The sequence below is a fragment of the Streptomyces sp. AC627_RSS907 genome (assembly GCF_019049165.1).
In genome coordinates this window covers 1-16,527 of record NZ_JAGMUE010000145.1, presented here as the reverse complement: position 1 = coordinate 16,527, position 16,527 = coordinate 1, and the positions used below count along the sequence as shown (strand labels likewise).

The window sequence follows — 16,527 nt, the reverse complement described above, 5'->3', positions numbered from 1 at the left end:
GATGTGCCGGGGACGGGTGTGCGGGGGGCGGATGCGCGGGGGGCAGATGTGCAGGGGGCGGACGTGCAGGGACGCCGCCTCCGAGACCGGCTCGGGTGACCGAGCCGGTCTCCGGTCAGCGCGCCCGCCTCCCGGGCCGCCGGGTCGGCCGCTACGGAGTGGGCGGCAAGTGCCTCGCCGCGAAGTCCAGTTCCAGACGGACCTGCTTGATGCGCTCGTCCACGACCAGTGACCCGTGCCCCGCGTCGTAGCGGTAGACCTCGTGGACCGCTCCCCTCGCCTCCAGGCGCTTGACGTAGTTCTCGACCTGGCGGATCGGGCAGCGCGGGTCGTTGACGCCGGCCGAGATGTAGACCGGGGCCTTGACCTGGTCGACGTAGGTCAGCGGGGAGGACGCCTCGAAGCGGTCGGGGACCTCTTCGGGGGTGCCGCCGAGGAGGGTGCGGTCCAGGGCCTTCAGGCCCTCCATCTCGTCGTGGTACGCGGTGACGTAGTCGGCGACCGGGACGGCGGCGATGCCCAGCGTCCAGGCCTCGGGCTGGGTGCCGAGGCCGAGGAGGGTGAGGTAACCGCCCCAGGAGCCGCCGGTGAGGACCAGCCGGTCGGGATCCGCGAGGCCCGAGGTGACCGCCCATTCCCGGACCGCCGCGATGTCCTCCAGCTCGATGAGACCCACCCGGTGCTTCAGGGCGTCGGTCCAGGCACGGCCGTATCCCGTGGAGCCCCGGTAGTTGACGCGGACCACCGCGTACCCGTGGTCGACCCAGGCGGCCGGGCCCGCCGCGAAGGCGTCGCTGTCGTGCCAGGTCGGGCCGCCGTGGATGTCGAAGACCGTCGGCAGCGGGCCGGTGGCGCCGGCCGGCTTCTGGACCAGGGCGTGGATGCGGCCGCCCGGGCCCTCCACCCACACGTCCTCCACCGGGACCGAACCCGGCGACTTCATGCCCGGCGGGTCCAGCACGATCCGGCCGGACGTGGAGCGGACCGTCGACGGCTCGGCGGCCGACGACCACAGGTACTCCACGCTGCCGTCCGGGCGGGCCGTCGCCCCGGAGACCGTGCCCGCGGGGGTCGGGATCTCCGACAGCTCGCGCTCGGCGAAGTCGTAGCGGAACAGCTCGCTGCGGGCCTCGAAGCCGTGCACGATCAGCAGTCCGCTGCCGTCCGGGTACCACTCGGCGCTCACGTCACCGGGCAGCTCCAGGCCGAGGTCCTTCTGCTCGCCCGTCGCCACGTCCCACACCAGGGGCTCCCAGCGGCCCCGGCGCTGGTGGCCGATGAGCAGGCGGGTGTCGCCGTCGACCGGCGCGAAGCCCAGCACCTCCAGGCCCAGCTCCTCCTGGCCGCCCTTCGTGTCGTCCAGCTCCGCGACCACCGTGCCGTCGGGGCGCAGGACGCGCAGCGCGGAGTGCATCGCGTCACCGTGCTCGGTGTGCTCGATCGCGATCAGCGTGCCGTCGTGCGAGATGTCGCCGACGCCCGCCGACTCGCGGTGCCGGTAGATCTCCGTCGGCGCCCCGCCCGCGCGCGCCAGGTGGATCGTCGTACCGTCCTCGTCGGTCGAGCGGCCGATCACCGCCGTGCGCCCGTCCCGGCCGAGGGCGAGGCCCGCCGGGTAGGAGGGGTCGAGGCCGGGGACGGCGAGCTCGTCCTCACCACCCGCGAAGGGCTGGCGGCGCCAGACGCCGAACTCGTCGCCGTCCTTGTCGTCGAACCACCAGATCCAGTCCCCGTCCGGTGAGAGCACTCCGTCCGTCGTGCCGTTGGGCCGGTCGGTCGCCTGGCGCTGTGTGCCGGTCGACCGGTCCCAGGCGTACAGCTCGTAGGTCCCCGTCGCGTTCGACACGAACAGGGAGCGGTCCGGCGCGTCCTCGGCCCAGTCGGGCAGCGAGACCCGCGGCGCCCGGAACCGCTTCTCCCAGTCCGGCATCCCCTCGCCCTGTCGGCCGTCCTGTCCCCGCCGCTGGTCCGACGACACGGACCCGTTGCTCTCAGTCATGGCCCCATACTGCCCCGACCGGGGCGACGACGCGCAGACCGGATCCCCAGCCTGTGGAAAACTTCCCCGGTCATCCCCTCGCCCTTCCCCCGTCCGTGCTCGTCCACAGCCCCGCGGCCGGATCACGCGGGTGCGCCCCGTACCGTGGAGGGCGTGTACCGGTTTCTGCTGACGCCCCGTTGGTGGGGGATCAACGTCTTCGTCGTCCTGGCCATCCCCTTCTGCATCTTCATGGGCTCCTGGCAGCTGGGCCGGTTCGAGGACCGCGTCCAGGACCACGAGGCCGCGACCAGCCACAGCGCGTCGGACCGGCGGGAGCCGGCCCGGCCGCTGGCCGACCTGCTGCCCGTCGACAAGGCGACCGTCGGCAAGCAGACCACCGTGACCGGCCGGTACGCCGACCAGTTGCTCGTTCCCGACCGGGAGCTGGACGACCGGCACGGCTACTACGTCCTCACGCTGCTGCGCACCGACACCGGCCGGGCGCTGCCCGTCGTGCGCGGCTGGCTGCCCGGCGACCCCGACCCGGCGAAGGCCCCGGCCCCGCCCACCGGCGAGGTCACCGTCACCGGAGCGCTGCAGGCGGCCGAGTCGCCCGGCAGCAACGGCGTCAGCGGGCGCTCGGGGTGGCCGGAGGGCCAGACCGGCGCGATCAACGCGGCGACGCTGCTGAACCTGGTGCCGTACGACGTCTACGACGCGTGGGTCACGCTCGACAAGGGCGACTCCGGGATGCGGGCGGTGCCCGTGAGCGCGCCGCAGAACACGGGGCTGGACCTGAAGGCGTTCCAGAACCTCGGCTACACCGCCGAGTGGTTCGCCTTCGTGGGCTTCGTGGTCTTCATGTGGTTCCGGCTGCTGCGCCGCGAGGTCGAACTCGCCCGGGACGCGGAACTGGGGCTGGCCCCGCAGGACGACCGGGACGAGCCGACCACCGGGACCGAGGAGGAGGCCGGGGACGAGCCGGACACCGGGACCGAGGAGGAGGCCGGGGACGGGGCCGAGCGGGAACCGCGTCCCAGCCCGTCCGGCGTCTGACGCCCGCGTCGCGACGGAGCTCGGTCCTCGCCGGCGCACCCGACGCCGGGTGCCTTACTCCTGCCCCGCCAGCACACCCGTCCAGTACACGGTCCCCGCACACGCGTCGGACACCGTGGCCGTCGCCGAACCCGAGCCGCCCTCCGGGGTGTACGTCACCGACACGCTCCCGTCGGCCGGGGCGTCCTCGGTGACGAGCTGGGTCGTGGTGCCGGCGTCGCCGCTGTCCGTGGTGCCGTCCGTGGCGGGGGTCTCACCGGTGGGCGAGGGGTCGGGCGAGGGACCGCCGGTGTCGCCCCCCGTCGTTCCGCCCGTGCTGCCGCCCGTGGTGGGACAGGTCTCCGAGGGCACCCACGCGAACCGCACCTCGTACGCGGAGCCCGGCGCCAGGGTCAGCGAGGTGACCTCCAGGGACGGGTCGGGCAGTCCGGCCGCGGCGTCCCCGGCCGCGTGCCGGGCGGTGCCGATCTTGGTGGGGTCCGCCGCTCCCTGCGGGGTGGCGACCACACTGCCGGCGCCGACCACGGTGCAGCCGTCCGAGGAGACGTTGGTGACGCTGAAGGAGCCGTAGACCACGCCCGTGGAGTCGGGCGCGGCGCTGCTCACGACGGCCGGGCCGAGCTGCTTCGCCGTACATGTGGTGACGTCGGGGACGGCACTGGCGGAGGGGTCGGCGCCGGGGGCCGTGCCCGTCACGGCGCCGCTCTCCTCGTCCTGGGGCTTCTTCTCGGGGGTGGCCTTGTCCTCGCCCTCGGACGCGCCCGCGGAGCCGGCGATGCCGCTCTGGCCGCCGGCGGGGTCCTTGCCCTGGGAGGTGCCGCCCTGCGCCTGCGAGGCGTGGCCGGCGACGGACGGGTCGGCACCCGGGCCGACGGAGTCGGAGACGTGCATGAGGGCCGGGACGGCGGTGCCGATGAAGAGGGCGGCGGCCGCCATGCCGACGGCGGCCTGCCGCTTACGGGCCCGCCGTGCGGGTACGGCACGCCGCAGGTGGTCCAGGGTGCCGTCCTTCGGCTCCACGTCCTGGACCGCGTCGCGCAGCATCCTGCGCAGGGCCAGCTCGTCGGTGTCGAGCCCGGGGAGCCCCTGGGCGGGCGGGGCCGGGGTGACGGAGGCCGGGGCGACGAGGGCCTGCGCGGCGGGGCCTTCGGCGGCGAAAGCCAGGGTGGCGGGGCCCTCAGCGCCGCGCCTTCGCGTGACGGTCCCCTCGGCGGCGGAAGCCGGGGTGGCGGAGCCCGGAACGGCTCGGCCCTGAACACCGGGGCCCTCGCTGCCGGAGCCCGGAGTGTCCGGACCCTCGCTGCCGGAGCCCGGAGTGTCCGGGCCCTCGGTCTCGGAGCCCGGAGCGTCGGGACCCTCGGCGCCGGAGCCCGGAGTGTCGGGGCCCTCGGTCTCCGAGCCCGGAGTGTCAGGGCCCTCGGTGGCGGGGCCCTGAGTATCGGAACCCTCTGTGTCGGGGGCCTCGGTGTCGGGGCCCTGGTCGGCGGGGCCGTGGTTCACAGTTCCCTTCCCAGCGTGCGTGTGCTTCGGCGGTTCTTGCCCGGTGGGCCCGGTCGGGACCTCGCGCCGCGCCTGGTCGGCGTCGCTCATGCCGGTGCCTCCATGGCCACCCTGAGCGCCGCGATGCCGCGCGACCCGTACGCCTTGACCGAGCCCAGGGATATGCCGAGCGTCTCGGCGACCTGGGCCTCGGTCATGTCGGCGAAGTAGCGCAGGACCAGGACCTCGCGCTGGCGGCGCTGGAGCCCCTTCATGGCCTTGATCAGGGAGTCCCGCTCCAACTGGTCGTAGGCCCCCTCCTCCGCACTCGCCATGTCCGGCATGGGCTTGGAGAGCAGCTTGAGACCGAGGATGCGGCGGCGCAACGCCGAGCGCGAGAGGTTGACGACGGTCTGCCGCAGGTACGCCAGCGTCTTCTCGGGGTCACGGACGCGTTTGCGCGCCGAGTGGACGCGGATGAACGCCTCCTGGACGACGTCCTCGCAGGAGGCGGTGTCGTCCAGGAGCAGGGCGGCGAGGCCGAGCAGCGACCGGTAGTGCGCCCGGTACGTCTCGGTGAGGTGGTCGACGGTCGTGCCCGCCGCCACGGCGTCCTCAGCGCCGTCGCGCTGGTTCGGTATGCGGGCCGGCCGCGCTGCGGGCATGGGCGCGATCACCGGCATGCCACCGGCCGGACCGGCCACACGGGGGCGGACAGGCCGGACGGGCCGGACGGGCGGCCGCAGAGCGGTGCCGCGCGTCGCCGCGGTGAATTCGAGTACCTCTGCCACGCCAGTTGGACACGCCCACCCCCGTGAGGGTTGTACGTGCCGGGCGTCACGTTCCCGCGTCTGCCGGGCAGCCACCCGACCGACAATGCGTCATAGGCCCTCATCGTCCCGCTCTTCCCTTATGTCCATGTGAACGGGCGTCCCCACGCCCGCCGTCGGCGTCCCCACGCCGACCCGCGGCCCCGCGCCCCGAAGAGGTGACCGCAAAGACGCTCCCCGCCCTGCGCACGGTTGCGGAGGGCGGGGAGGAAATCCTCTGATGCCACGGGTGCCCGGTACAAGTGGTCCGGACTGACTTCCGAATCACATCTCGTTCACGGATCTTACAAAGGAACCCCACAGTGGCCAGGGCGTTTTCGTTCCGTGACCGGGTTCAGCCGAATTCGGCCGCCACCAGCTCCGCGATCTGCGCGGTGTTCAGCGCGGCGCCCTTGCGCAGGTTGTCCCCGCAGACGAAGAGTTCGAGCGCCGTCGGGTCGTCCAGCGCCCGCCGTACCCGGCCCACCCAGGTCGGGTCGGTGCCGACCACGTCGGCGGGGGTCGGGAACTCCCCGGCGGCCGGGTTGTCGAAGAGGACGACGCCGGGCGCGGTGGCCAGGATCTCCCGCGCCTTGTCGACCGTCACCTCGCCCTCGAAGCGGGCGTGGACGGTCAGGGAGTGCGTGGTGACCACCGGCACCCGTACGCACGTCACGGCTACCGGAAGCCGCGGCAGCCCGAGGATCTTGCGGGACTCGTCCCGCACCTTCATCTCCTCCGACGACCAGCCGTCCTCCCGCAACGAACCGGCCCACGGTACGACGTTCAGCGCGACCGGCTCCGGGAACGGCCCGGTGTCGTCACCGACGGCCCGCCGCACGTCACCGGGGCTGGTCCCCAGCTCCGTACCGGCCACCAGGGACAGCTGCCGGCGCAGCGTCTCCACGCCGTCCCGGCCGGCTCCGCTCACCGCCTGGTACGAGGAGACGACCAGCTCGCGCAGCCCGAACTCGGCGTGCAGCGCGCCCAGGGCCACGATCATGGACAGCGTCGTGCAGTCGGGGTTGGCGACGATCCCGCGCGGCCGCATCCGGACCGCGTGCGGATTGACCTCGGGCACGACGAGCGGCACGTCCGGGTCCATCCGGAACGCGCCGGAGTTGTCGACCACCACCACGCCCTTGGTGGCGGCGACCGGCGCCCACTGCGCGGAGACCTCGTCGGGTACGTCGAACATGGCGACGTCGACCCCGTCGAAGGCCTCCTCGGTGAGCGCCACCACCTCGACCTCCTCGCCGCGCACGGCCAGCTTGCGGCCGGCCGAGCGCGGTGAGGCGATCAGGCGGATGTCGCCCCAGACGTCCGCGTGCTGGGACAGGATCTGGAGCATGACCGAGCCGACGGCACCGGTCGCTCCCACGACGGCGAGCGTGGGCCGCCCGGCGCGCCCGGCGAGAGCGGACCCGTCGGCCCGTCCGGTGTCGGACATCAGCGCCCGGTGCCTCCGTAGACGACGGCCTCGTCGCTGTCGGAGTCGAGCCCGAAGGCGGTGTGCACGGCGCGCACGGCCTCGTTCACGTCGTCCTTGCGGGTGACGACCGAGATGCGGATCTCGGAGGTCGAGATCAGCTCGATGTTCACGCCGGCCTCGGAGAGCGCGGTGAAGAAGTCGGCGGTGACCCCGGGGTTGGTCTTCATCCCCGCACCCACCAGCGAGATCTTCCCGATCTGGTCGTCGTAGCGCAGGGAGTCGAAGCCGATGCCGGAGCGGTTCTTCTCCAGCGCGTCGATGGCCTTGCGTCCCTCGCTCTTGGGCAGGGTGAAGGAGATGTCCGTCAGGCCCGTGGAGGCGGCGGACACGTTCTGCACGACCATGTCGATGTTGACCTGGGCGTCGGCGATCGCCCGGAAGATCGCGGCCGCCTCGCCCGGCTTGTCCGGCACACCGACGACCGTGACCTTGGCCTCGGAGGTGTCGTGCGCGACACCGGAGATCATGGCCTGCTCCACGTGCTTTTCCCCTTGCTTGATCGGCTCGCTGCTGACCCACGTGCCCTGCAGTCCACTGAAGCTGGAGCGGACGTGGATCGGGATGTTGTACCGGCGGGCGTACTCCACACAGCGATGGAGGAGCACCTTGGAACCGGAGGCCGCGAGCTCCAGCATGTCCTCGAAGGAGATCCAGTCGATCTTCTTCGCCTTGCTCACCACGCGCGGGTCGGCGGTGAAGACGCCGTCGACGTCGGTGTAGATCTCACAGACGTCCGCGTCGAGCGCGGCGGCGAGGGCGACGGCCGTGGTGTCGGAACCGCCACGCCCCAGCGTGGTGATGTCCTTGCTGTCCTGGCTGACGCCCTGGAATCCGGCCACGATGGCGATGTTGCCCTCGTCCACCGAGGTGCGGATGCGGCCCGGCGTCACGTCGATGATCCGGGCTTTGTTGTGGACCGAGTCGGTGATGACACCTGCCTGGCTGCCCGTGAACGACTGGGCCTCGTGACCCAGGTTTTTGATCGCCATGGCCAGCAGGGCCATGGAGATACGCTCTCCGGCGGTCAGCAGCATGTCGAGCTCGCGCCCGGCAGGGATCGGGGAAACCTGCTCGGCGAGATCGATCAGCTCGTCCGTCGTGTCGCCCATCGCGGAAACGACGGCGACCACCTGGTTGCCGTTCTTCTTCGCTTCCACGATCCGCTTGGCGACGCGCTTGATGCCCTCGGCATCGGCTACGGAGGAGCCTCCGTACTTCTGCACGACAAGGCCCACGTGCGCTCCTCGCTCAATCCGTCTCTTTCCGCACGTACGTATATGTACTGCGGTCGGCTCATTCTATCGAGCGCCCGAATTTCCCCCCTGCGATACCGCATGGTGAGACTTCCGTCCGCCCGTCGCTCGGGGTGGCTCATGCCCAGGTGGGGGCCGGTCACTCGGGAAAGTGCGGCGAGTCACACGTTCACAAGTGGCTTCCCTCCCTGTGGAACCTGCGGAAGGAGCGGCCGGTCGAACGGGCAACCCTTGGGACCGGTGGTGAGTCTGACGCCCGTGGCGCGCGGTGCGCCACGTCTTGGGGAGGATCACCGCTTTGTCTCACGCACGTCCGGCACGCAGACGACTCGCCGTCGCCGTCACCGCCGCTCTCGCCGTCACCGCCGGATTGACCGGCACGATCGCCCCGGCCCAGGCCGCGCCCCCGGCACCGGGCTCCGCTACGGCCCGGCAGGCTGCGGCCGAGTCCGTCGCGGCGTTCCCGGTCGGCCAGGAGTTCACAAGCGTGACCGCGTCCGGCTACGTGGTCAGGGATCTGGCCACAGGCACCAGGTCCTGGGTGCGGGCCTCGGACGGGGCTGTGACCGAGCTGGGTAAGGACCCCGTACGGGCCACCGGGCACGGGGACCTGCTGGCGGTGATCGGCGACCACACGGTCGAGGTGCGGGACCTGGCCACCGGTCGGACGGTGCTGAGCGTCCCCACCGAGCCGACCGACGGTGTCGACTACGCCGGCGCCGCGGGCCAGGCCGTCTTCACCACGAACAGGGACGCACCGGCCGGCTCCGAACTGTGGATGCACACCACGGACGGCGCGACAGTACCGGTGACCGGCCTCCCTGACGGCGCGCGCAACTACATCGTCACGAACAGCACGTCCACGAATGCTCTGGTCAAGTACGTGACCGGCGCCTCGGACAGGCATCTGGGACTGATGGACGTCACCACCGGCACCGTGACGGAGCCCGACCTCTGGGACGTGACCGCCGAAAACGGTGACGTCGCTCTCTCCGCGACTCATGTCGCCTGGGTCGAGCGCGACGATACGCATACCAGTGTGGTGGTCCGCGATCGCGGCACGGGGGAGACCCAGCGAGTTTCGGTGGGTGACGCCTCGCCCTCGGACTTCGAGATCGGCCTTCAGGGCGACTACCTGACTTACAGCAAGAAGGGCGGCCTCACCGCCGAAACGACGGACCCGCTGAACGCCCTGACCGCCTACAGCCTCAAGGACGGGACCACCGCCAAGCTCTTGGACCACCTCATCTCGGCGGACACATCTCCTTTCGGCACGCTCTACGTCCGCGGCGGGACTGTCGCAAAGGGCGAGGGGATCTACCGCGTCGCCCCCGGCCCGGATGGCACCGCCCCGACCGCGACACTCGTTGCGAGCACCGGCGAGCCGACCGAGCTCGCCCTCGGCCGGTACACCATCCTCCCGGTGATCGACCTCAGCTACGGCACTTCTGCGTCCATGGTCTGGAACTTGTCGCGGGGCAATGCCGAGATGAAGGTGACCCTGCGGCACGTTCGCACCGGAAAGACCGCCGAGTTCACCTTGGGGCCCAGGCGGTCACGGAGGTACAGCATCGCCTGGATGGGCGACCTCGACCGAGGGTCCTTGAGCGCCTACAACGGCGACTACACATGGGAGGTCTCGGCCCGGCCGATCAACGGCATCGGCCCGGTACTGACCCGGACCGGTACCTTCACGGTGGTCCGCAAACGGACCGTTCCGCACGACTTCAACGACAACGGCAGCCCGGATCTTCTGGCGCGGGACTCTTCCGGCCACCTGTGGCGCGAGGACTCGCACTTCTCCGACGGCGTACTGAACCATACGAGCACCGGTAGCGCCCTCGTCGGCGGCGGCTGGAACATCTACGACCGGATCGAAGCGGCCGCCAACCTCGGCGGCGCCACGACGTGCGACCTGGTCGCCCGCGACAAGAACGGCGTGCTCTGGCTCTACCTCGGCAAGACTGACGGCACCTTCGACACCCGCACCCGCATCGGCGGCGGCTGGGGCGTCTACGACAAGATCGCCGCGGGCAGCGACCTCACCAATGACGGCAAGCCCGACCTCCTGGCCACCGACAAGAGCGGCGTCCTGTGGCTCTACAAGGGCACCGGCAACTGGCGTGCCCCCTTCGCCGGCCGTACCTGGGTCGGCGAAGGCTGGGAGATCTACAACCAGCTCACCGCGATCGGCGGCGCCACCGGCGGAGACCTGGTCGCCCGCGACAAGGCCGGCGTCCTGTGGCATTACCGCGGCTTGGGCGACGGCACCTTCGACACCCGCACTCGCATCGGCGGCGGCTGGAACGCCTACCAGGAAACCGTCGGCATCGGCGACGCCAACCAGGACGGGCAAAGCGACCTGTTCGCCTACGGCAGCGACGGCACAAGTTACTTCTACGCGGGCACCGGTGACTGGCACGTTCCCTTCGCCCCTCGCAAGGTCTCCACCCTGTTCCCGGCGCAGAAGAACGTCACGTCGGTTTCCTGATCGGTCACGGACCGGCCCGGGGACACCCTCGGGCCGGGCTCGGTCCCATGTAGATCCCGCTGTGATTGCCGTCAGGCACCGGCTTGACCTGGAAATGCAGGGCCCGCCACCGCATGGTGTTGTCCTCGACGGTGATGTGTTCCTTGATCCAGCGCAGGTGGCCGGCCTCGGTGATGCGGGTCAGTGACGAGCGCATCGCCTGCTGGCCGTAGCGGGGGTGCTCCGCCGCGAGCACCTTGTGGCCCATGGCGTGGCCGGTGTCGAGGTGATCGATGAAGACGGCGACCTCGGCGTCACGCGGGAGCAGATGTGCGAAGTCCGGGTCCGCGTGCGGGCTTTCGTCACCTGCGGGGCGCTTCCCGTAGCCCGAATGGGCCATGGGGTGGGACGGGGAGGGGAGGGCGGGGCTAGGGTTGGCGTAAGCCACGGGCGAAGTCTCGATTCGTTCCGTAGGTCAGGCCCCGGAGTTGGTGTTGGCGCACCGCCGGGGCCGACTCATGTGCCGGTCGTTTGCCGCGAACCTAGAGCGGCTTAACTCAGCGGCGCAAGCTGATCACGGAACGTCACTCTTACGAGGTACACCACCTCAACTCACGTCCCAGCTTGGTTGGTTGGTTATGTCAACCAGCCCGGAAAACCCAGGGAAGAGCTCGGGTCCCGGGGCTCAAGCTCCGGGCTGAACTGCGGCGATGAACGCCGACCAGGCGGGGGCGGAGACGTGGAGTTCGGGACCGGTCGGTGCGGTCTTGGAGTCGCGGATGTGGATGGTGGGGGCGAGGGCGACTTCGAGGCAGGCGCCGCCTTCATTGTCGCTGTAGCTGGACTTGAACCACTTCCGCTGGTCACTCACGGCGATCCACCATCCCCTCGATGAAGCGGGCCGACTCAGCCGGGCTGAGAGCCTGCGCGCGGATCATGCTAAGCCGCTCGGACACGCGACTGACAACCCCCGGTTCGGTCGACAGTTCGCTGGCGAACGGGCCCTCGGTGAAGGCGCATCGCTCGTGGTCGGGCGACTCCAGGAGCACCATCGGCCCCATGATCGCGTCGCTGATGACACGTTCGAACGGCAGCACCTGGAGCACGACGTTTCTGAGGACCGACGCTTCCAACAGGCGGTTCATTTGCTCGGCGTCCACCATAGGGTTGCGCAGCACAGCCTCGTACAGGACGAAGTTCAAGGACACCGGCGGCTTCCGCTCCGTGAGGATGTCCTGCCGCTCCATGCGTGCCGCGATGCGCTGCTCCACCGTTTCCTGGTCCAGCGGCGGGTGCCGGTTTTCGATCAGCGACCGGGCATAGCGCTCCGTCTGCAACAAGCCGGGGACCAGGGCGAGTTCGTACCAGTAGAGGCTGATCGCCTCCCTCTCTCGCTCCATGAAGTCCTGCGCACGTGCCGGGAACTTCTCCCGCTGGAGGTAGTCCTTCGCCGCGCTCAACAGCCCTTCCGCCCGGCACAGCTCGTCGGCGACGTCGAGCACGCGCGGCGTCGGCATCCGTACGCCCTGCTCCATCGACTTGATGGTGTCCGGCGAGTAGTTCGCCGCCTCCGCCAGTTGCTCGCGGCTCACATTGGCCTTCGTGCGCCAGCGTTTCATCTGGTTGCCGCCGTAGCGCCAGGCCGCGGGCGGCTGGGAGTTGTACTGGCCGGACACGGCACGCACCTCCAATGGATACACCCCGGCGTGTATCGCCTCAGTCGCTACCGAGCGTAGCGCCGAGGGCGGCAGCGTGTGACCATGACGAACGCACTTCACCGCCCGGCGTGGGTCCCGGTCGCCGGACACCAACTGCACGTCGCGGGCGTGCACTTCGACGCCGTACGGATCGACGGAATCCATGGGGAGCTGGTCGCCGACTGGCTCGTCGAGGCGACGGACGAGGACGCGGGGCCCATCGTGTGCGAGGCGGGCGGGGGGCGGTGGGTGTACTTCCTGCTGGCACCCGGGGAGATCTCGGCGTACGACTGGCCGCGTGGTGTCCAGCAGTTGGGCGGTGGACGGCGGACACGGACCGTCACCTACGTCGGCATCCCGGCGTTGGAGGGCAACACGTGGCCGCTGCGCTGGTACAGCGGGCCGACGGCGACCGCGCCGTACGTGAGCGCGGCGAGACTCCTTGCGGCACTGGGAACCGGGAGATGAGGAGTCACTGCGTCCCCAAGCAGCACCCCCACCCGCACAACGTGAACACCTGGCTCTCCACTGTCCTCACAGCACTCATCTGAGCACCCCGGGGACACTTCCTCGCCATCTGTTCACGCTTTCAGCGCGGCACCTGCCCCCAGCCCGCCGGAACGGGACCGCATCACTTGACCGGGCGGAGGCCCAGCGGGCCGGCGATTTCCTGGGCCATGACGCGGCCGGCCTCCGTTTCCAGGGCCTCGTCGCCGAGGTCCTGGTCGGTGTCGAGGCCGTCCAGTTCCTCCAGGGGCTGGTTCAGGCGGACGTGGGCGACGACCGACTGGAGGGCCCGCAGGGTCGCGGAGGCCGTGGAGCCCCAGTTGGAGAAGTAGGAGAACTGCCACCACCACAGGGCCTCCGTGGTGCGACCCGCCTTGTAGTGGGCCATGCCGTGGCGGAGGTCGGTGATGACGTCGGTCAGGTCGTCGGAGATACGGGCCGGGACCGGGGCCTTGCGAGGTTCGTAGGGGTCGAAGACCTCGGAGTAGACGTCGATCGGCTCGAGGATGCGGGCCAGGTTCTCGCGGAGGTCGTCCACGTCCAGCTCGGGCCCCGGATCGGGCTCGTAGCGGTCGTCGGGGACGATGTCCTCGTGGGCGCCCAGGCGGCCGCCGGCCAGCATGAGCTGGGACACCTCCAGGAGGAGGAAGGGGACCGCCGAGTCCGGTTCGTCGCCCTTGGCGACCTCCGTGACGGCGACCAGGAAGCTCTCGATCTGGTCCGCGATCTGGACCGCGAAGTCGTCGGGGTTCTGGTTGGTCGCGTGCAGCGTGGCGTCAGACATCTAGGAGTCGTCTCCCCTCGAAGGCGCGGCCGAGGGTCACCTCGTCCGCGTATTCCAGGTCGCCGCCCACCGGGAGGCCGCTGGCCAGGCGGGTGACCTTGAGGCCCATGGGCTTGATCATGCGGGCGAGGTACGTGGCCGTGGCCTCGCCTTCCAGATTCGGGTCCGTGGCCAGGATGAGTTCCGTGACGGTGCCGTCCGCCAGACGGGCGAGCAGTTCACGGATGCGGAGGTCGTCGGGGCCGACTCCGTCGATCGGGCTGATCGCGCCACCGAGCACGTGGTACCGGCCGCGGAACTCGCGGGTGCGCTCGATGGCCACGACGTCCTTCGGTTCCTCCACGACGCAGATGACCGCCGGATCGCGGCGCGGGTCGCGGCAGATGTTGCACTGCTCCTCCTGCGCGACGTTCCCGCAGGTCGCGCAGAAGCGGACCTTGGCCTTCACTTCCATGAGGGCCTGGGCGAGCCGCCGTACGTCGGTCGGTTCCGCCTGGAGGATGTGGAAGGCGATCCGCTGCGCGCTCTTGGGACCGACGCCGGGCAGCCGCCCCAGCTCGTCGATGAGGTCCTGGACCACGCCTTCGTACAACGGACTGCCGTCCTTCCTGAGCTTCGTGCACTACGTACGGTAGAGGGCTTCGGCCGGTCTGAGAAAGCCTGGGAAAGCCTGGGAAAGGCCGACTCAGAACGGCAGGCCGGGGATGCCGCTGCCGCCCAGGCCCTGGGCGAGGGGGCCCAGCTTCTGCTGCTGGAGGTTCTGCGCGTTCTCGTTGGCCGCCTGGACCGCCGCGACGATCAGGTCGGCGAGGGTCTCGGTGTCCTCCGGGTCCACCGCCTTGGGGTCGATCCGGAGGCCGCGCAGCTCGCCGGAGCCGGTGACGGTGGCCTTCACCAGGCCGCCGCCCGCCTGCCCGTCGACCTCGGTCCTCGCCAGTTCCTCCTGGGCCTGGGCGAGGTCCTGCTGCATCTTCTGGGCCTGCTGAAGCAGCTGCTGCATGTTGGGCTGGCCACCACCGGGGATCACGTTCAGCTCCTATCGCTACGGGTTTTCCCGTTCGGCACGAGCCTACGTGGTCCGCGCGGCCCGTGCCCCAGCACTCTTTCGGGTGAAGCTGCGGTGAGCCCTATACCTGATCAAGGCCCTCTTCCGGGCGGAAAAGAGTCCAAAGCCGGGTCTTCGCCACCCATTGGGCGCTAGGAAGGAGGGAGGGTTCGGCGTGTCAGCCTCGTCACGTGATCGTTCTGAGGTCTTCACGGGCGGTGATCAGTAGGGAGTGCGGGTGGGTCAGCCGGAGATGCAGCCCGAGGGGCCGCCGCACGACGGGCGGGGCGGCGAGGGGGCGGCCGGGCTGCGGCCGGGGGACCTGACCGGGCGGGCGTTCCCGCTCGGCGACTGGGCCCGGCCCGCCGAGCGGCTGGACGAGCTGTACCGGTGGGTGGAGCGGGGCGCTCTGGAGACGGCCGCCTGGTACCTGGCGGACCGGGTGTGGAAGCGGCGGGGCGCACGGCTGCTGCGGAGCGGGGCCGCCGCGGGGGCGGTCGCCGGGGCCGCGCTGCCGTTGCTGGACCTGACCGGAGTGGTCGGCGGCGTCGCGCCCTGGGGGTACCTGGCGCTGCTGCTCGGGGTGGCGTGCGTGGCCGGGGACCGGTACTTCGGGGTCACGTCCGGGTGGATGAGGGACGTGGCGACCGCTCAGGCGGTGCAGCGGCGGCTCCAGGCCCTCCAGTTCGACTGGGCGTCGGAGAGCGTCCGGGAGGTGCTGGGGCCGGCGGACGGCACGGCGAGCGAGGCGGCCGAGCGGTGCCTGACGGTGCTGCGGCGGTTCTCGGAGGACGTGACGGAGCTGGTTCGGGCCGAGACGGCGGACTGGATGGTGGACTTCCGGACGGGGTCGGCGCCGTCGGGGTTGCGCTCGGTGGCGTCGGGTGGGGCACGGTCGGAGACGGAAGCGGGGGCCGGGGGGCCGGGGCGGTACTCGGTACCGCCGAGCGGGGCTCGGCCGAACATGCCGCGACAGCGGCCGCCGGAGCCGCGGTGACCTGCGGTGGGCCGCGGTGGGCTGCGGTGGGTGATGTGATCCGGGGTTGCCCGGGCGTGCGGCGTGGGTGTCGGCCGGGAACGGGTCGCGCTGCCCGGCGCCGCGGGGTGCCGCAGGCACTGGGGGAGGCACGACTGCCCGCGGCTCCGTAGGCGCGGCCGGGTGGTTACTGGCGGGTGTAGGCCAGGTCTTCGCCGGTGGACGTGTTCGTGCGTTCCAGGGTGCCGTTCGGCAGGAGGGTGACCACCGTGGGTTCGCCCGGGGTGCAGGACGCGGGTGGGCCGGCCGTCACCGTGGAGGGGCCCAGACGCAGGGGGCCGTCGGGGCCCGGGGCGGTGGTCAGGTCGGCCTCGAAGACGCAGTGGTAGGTGCCGCTCCCGGCGGGGCCGTCGGCGACGAGGGACAGGACCGTGTCACCCACCTCGCCCTGCCGGATGGTCAGCTCCCGGGTGTGCACGCCGGACGCGTTGTCGATGGTCGTGGCCCAGGTGCCGAGGTACGCCGTCGGGACCGTGCCGTCCTCGGGCGTGGACGGCGCGGGCGTGGCCGGCCGGCCGGACCCGGTCGTCGGGGCCGAGCCGTCCGTCGTGGGGCCCGGGTTCCGGGACACGCCGGCGGTGGGGGTGCGCGTGGGGTCGTCACTCGCCCGGCCGGTGTCACCGTCCCCGCTCAACAGGGCGTAGACCGAGCCTCCGGCGCCCAGCGCGACGACGAGGGCGACCACGATCAGCAGCGCGGTGGAGCGGCCCCTCCGGGGCGGCGGCTCGGGTTCACCCCCGCCATACGGGCCCCCGCCGTACGGGCCCCCGCCGTACGGGCCCCCGCCGTACGGGCCCCCGCTGTACGGGCCCCCGCCGTACGGCGTGGTCGCACCGGGGCCGCCGTACAGGTGGTACGCAGGCGGCGTCCCCTGCGTCCCCTGCGTACCGGGGGCCGGGGGCCAGGCCGGGGCGGCGG

Annotated in this window: 15 protein-coding genes and 1 pseudogene; 4 read left to right on the top strand and 12 right to left on the bottom strand. The window is 71.4% G+C overall.

Features of this window, described 5'->3' with window-relative positions; translation table 11 throughout:
* Nucleotides 1-151: 151 nt before the first annotated feature.
* The gene (locus KUM32_RS28520) at nucleotides 152-1,999 is read right to left on the bottom strand and encodes a prolyl oligopeptidase family serine peptidase (protein WP_217144850.1); all 1,848 of its coding nucleotides are present in this window, start codon (nucleotides 1,997-1,999) and stop codon (nucleotides 152-154) included.
* A gap of 153 nt (nucleotides 2,000-2,152) precedes the next feature.
* Between KUM32_RS28520 and KUM32_RS28515 the strand changes: the two genes are divergently transcribed.
* Nucleotides 2,153-3,037: an SURF1 family protein gene (locus KUM32_RS28515; RefSeq protein ID WP_217144849.1), complete on the top strand. Its 885-nt coding sequence runs from the start codon at nucleotides 2,153-2,155 to the stop codon at nucleotides 3,035-3,037.
* Between the two features lie 54 nt (nucleotides 3,038-3,091).
* Here KUM32_RS28515 and KUM32_RS43910 read toward each other — a convergent pair whose 3' ends face one another.
* From KUM32_RS43910 to KUM32_RS28495, 4 genes are all read right to left on the bottom strand, one after another.
* A complete protein-coding gene (locus KUM32_RS43910; protein ID WP_254406267.1) occupies nucleotides 3,092-4,627 on the bottom strand; it encodes a hypothetical protein in 1,536 nt (511 codons plus the stop codon).
* Complete coding sequence (locus KUM32_RS28505; protein WP_217144848.1) at nucleotides 4,624-5,199, bottom strand: SigE family RNA polymerase sigma factor; 576 nt, start codon at nucleotides 5,197-5,199, stop codon at nucleotides 4,624-4,626. Before KUM32_RS28505 ends, KUM32_RS43910 begins: the two co-directional genes overlap by 4 nt.
* Before the next feature lie 481 nt (nucleotides 5,200-5,680).
* Nucleotides 5,681-6,775 (bottom strand): aspartate-semialdehyde dehydrogenase, encoded by a 1,095-nt coding sequence (locus tag KUM32_RS28500; protein WP_217144847.1) that lies wholly within the window; start codon nucleotides 6,773-6,775, stop codon nucleotides 5,681-5,683.
* Nucleotides 6,775-8,052, bottom strand: coding sequence for an aspartate kinase (locus tag KUM32_RS28495; protein WP_217144846.1), 1,278 nt, complete (start codon nucleotides 8,050-8,052; stop codon nucleotides 6,775-6,777). The genes KUM32_RS28500 and KUM32_RS28495 overlap by 1 nt, the downstream gene beginning before the upstream one ends.
* 316 nt (nucleotides 8,053-8,368) lie before the next feature.
* Here KUM32_RS28495 and KUM32_RS28490 point away from each other — a divergent pair, with 316 nt between their 5' ends.
* Entirely contained in the window at nucleotides 8,369-10,561 is a 2,193-nt protein-coding gene (locus KUM32_RS28490) for a VCBS repeat-containing protein (protein WP_217144845.1), read from the top strand.
* 4 nt (nucleotides 10,562-10,565) lie between these two features.
* Here KUM32_RS28490 and KUM32_RS28485 read toward each other — a convergent pair whose 3' ends face one another.
* The 3 genes from KUM32_RS28485 to KUM32_RS28475 all read right to left on the bottom strand — a co-directional run bounded on the left by KUM32_RS28485 (nucleotide 10,566) and on the right by KUM32_RS28475 (nucleotide 12,159).
* Nucleotides 10,566-10,940, bottom strand: a complete 375-nt coding sequence (locus KUM32_RS28485) for a hypothetical protein (protein WP_254406266.1) — start codon at nucleotides 10,938-10,940, stop codon at nucleotides 10,566-10,568.
* Nucleotides 10,941-11,225: 285 nt separating this feature from the next.
* Nucleotides 11,226-11,411, bottom strand: coding sequence for a DUF397 domain-containing protein (locus tag KUM32_RS28480; protein WP_217144844.1), 186 nt, complete (start codon nucleotides 11,409-11,411; stop codon nucleotides 11,226-11,228).
* Nucleotides 11,404-12,159 (bottom strand): helix-turn-helix transcriptional regulator, encoded by a 756-nt coding sequence (locus tag KUM32_RS28475; RefSeq protein ID WP_217144858.1) that lies wholly within the window; start codon nucleotides 12,157-12,159, stop codon nucleotides 11,404-11,406. The genes KUM32_RS28480 and KUM32_RS28475 overlap by 8 nt, the downstream gene beginning before the upstream one ends.
* A 141-nt stretch (nucleotides 12,160-12,300) precedes the next feature.
* Between KUM32_RS28475 and KUM32_RS28470 the strand changes: the two genes are divergently transcribed.
* Nucleotides 12,301-12,705 carry a hypothetical protein gene (locus tag KUM32_RS28470; protein WP_254406265.1) on the top strand — a complete coding sequence of 135 codons (405 nt, stop codon included), beginning with the start codon at nucleotides 12,301-12,303 and terminating at the stop codon, nucleotides 12,703-12,705.
* A gap of 163 nt (nucleotides 12,706-12,868) precedes the next feature.
* Here the strand turns inward: KUM32_RS28470 and KUM32_RS28465 are convergent, their stop codons facing one another.
* The 3 genes from KUM32_RS28465 to KUM32_RS28455 form a co-directional block, all read right to left on the bottom strand.
* The gene (locus KUM32_RS28465; RefSeq protein WP_217144842.1) at nucleotides 12,869-13,528 is read right to left on the bottom strand and encodes a DUF5063 domain-containing protein; all 660 of its coding nucleotides are present in this window, start codon (nucleotides 13,526-13,528) and stop codon (nucleotides 12,869-12,871) included.
* Nucleotides 13,521-14,120, bottom strand: coding sequence for a recombination mediator RecR (recR, locus tag KUM32_RS28460; protein ID WP_217144841.1), 600 nt, complete (start codon nucleotides 14,118-14,120; stop codon nucleotides 13,521-13,523). Before recR ends, KUM32_RS28465 begins: the two co-directional genes overlap by 8 nt.
* 93 nt (nucleotides 14,121-14,213) lie before the next feature.
* Nucleotides 14,214-14,555 (bottom strand): YbaB/EbfC family nucleoid-associated protein, encoded by a 342-nt coding sequence (locus KUM32_RS28455; RefSeq protein WP_217144840.1) that lies wholly within the window; start codon nucleotides 14,553-14,555, stop codon nucleotides 14,214-14,216.
* 256 nt (nucleotides 14,556-14,811) lie between these two features.
* On the opposite strand from KUM32_RS28455, the gene KUM32_RS28450 reads away from it, so the two are divergent.
* Nucleotides 14,812-15,570, top strand: coding sequence for an SLATT domain-containing protein (locus KUM32_RS28450; protein ID WP_217144839.1), 759 nt, complete (start codon nucleotides 14,812-14,814; stop codon nucleotides 15,568-15,570).
* A gap of 166 nt (nucleotides 15,571-15,736) precedes the next feature.
* Here KUM32_RS28450 and KUM32_RS28445 read toward each other — a convergent pair.
* Nucleotides 15,737-16,527: pseudogene (locus KUM32_RS28445) on the bottom strand (serine/threonine protein kinase); the annotation flags it as partial.

Coding starts and splice junctions, on each gene's coding strand:
- KUM32_RS28505 (WP_217144848.1), bottom strand. CDS start 5,199: ATGCCGGTGATCGCGCCCATGCCCGCAGCGCGGCCGGCCCGCATACCG.
- KUM32_RS28500 (WP_217144847.1), bottom strand. CDS start 6,775: ATGTCCGACACCGGACGGGCCGACGGGTCCGCTCTCGCCGGGCGCGCC.
- KUM32_RS28470 (WP_254406265.1), top strand. CDS start 12,301: ATGACGAACGCACTTCACCGCCCGGCGTGGGTCCCGGTCGCCGGACAC.
- KUM32_RS28465 (WP_217144842.1), bottom strand. CDS start 13,528: ATGTCTGACGCCACGCTGCACGCGACCAACCAGAACCCCGACGACTTC.
- KUM32_RS28475 (WP_217144858.1), bottom strand. CDS start 12,159: ATGAAACGCTGGCGCACGAAGGCCAATGTGAGCCGCGAGCAACTGGCG.
- KUM32_RS43910 (WP_254406267.1), bottom strand. CDS start 4,627: ATGAGCGACGCCGACCAGGCGCGGCGCGAGGTCCCGACCGGGCCCACC.
- KUM32_RS28520 (WP_217144850.1), bottom strand. CDS start 1,999: ATGACTGAGAGCAACGGGTCCGTGTCGTCGGACCAGCGGCGGGGACAG.
- KUM32_RS28485 (WP_254406266.1), bottom strand. CDS start 10,940: ATGGCCCATTCGGGCTACGGGAAGCGCCCCGCAGGTGACGAAAGCCCG.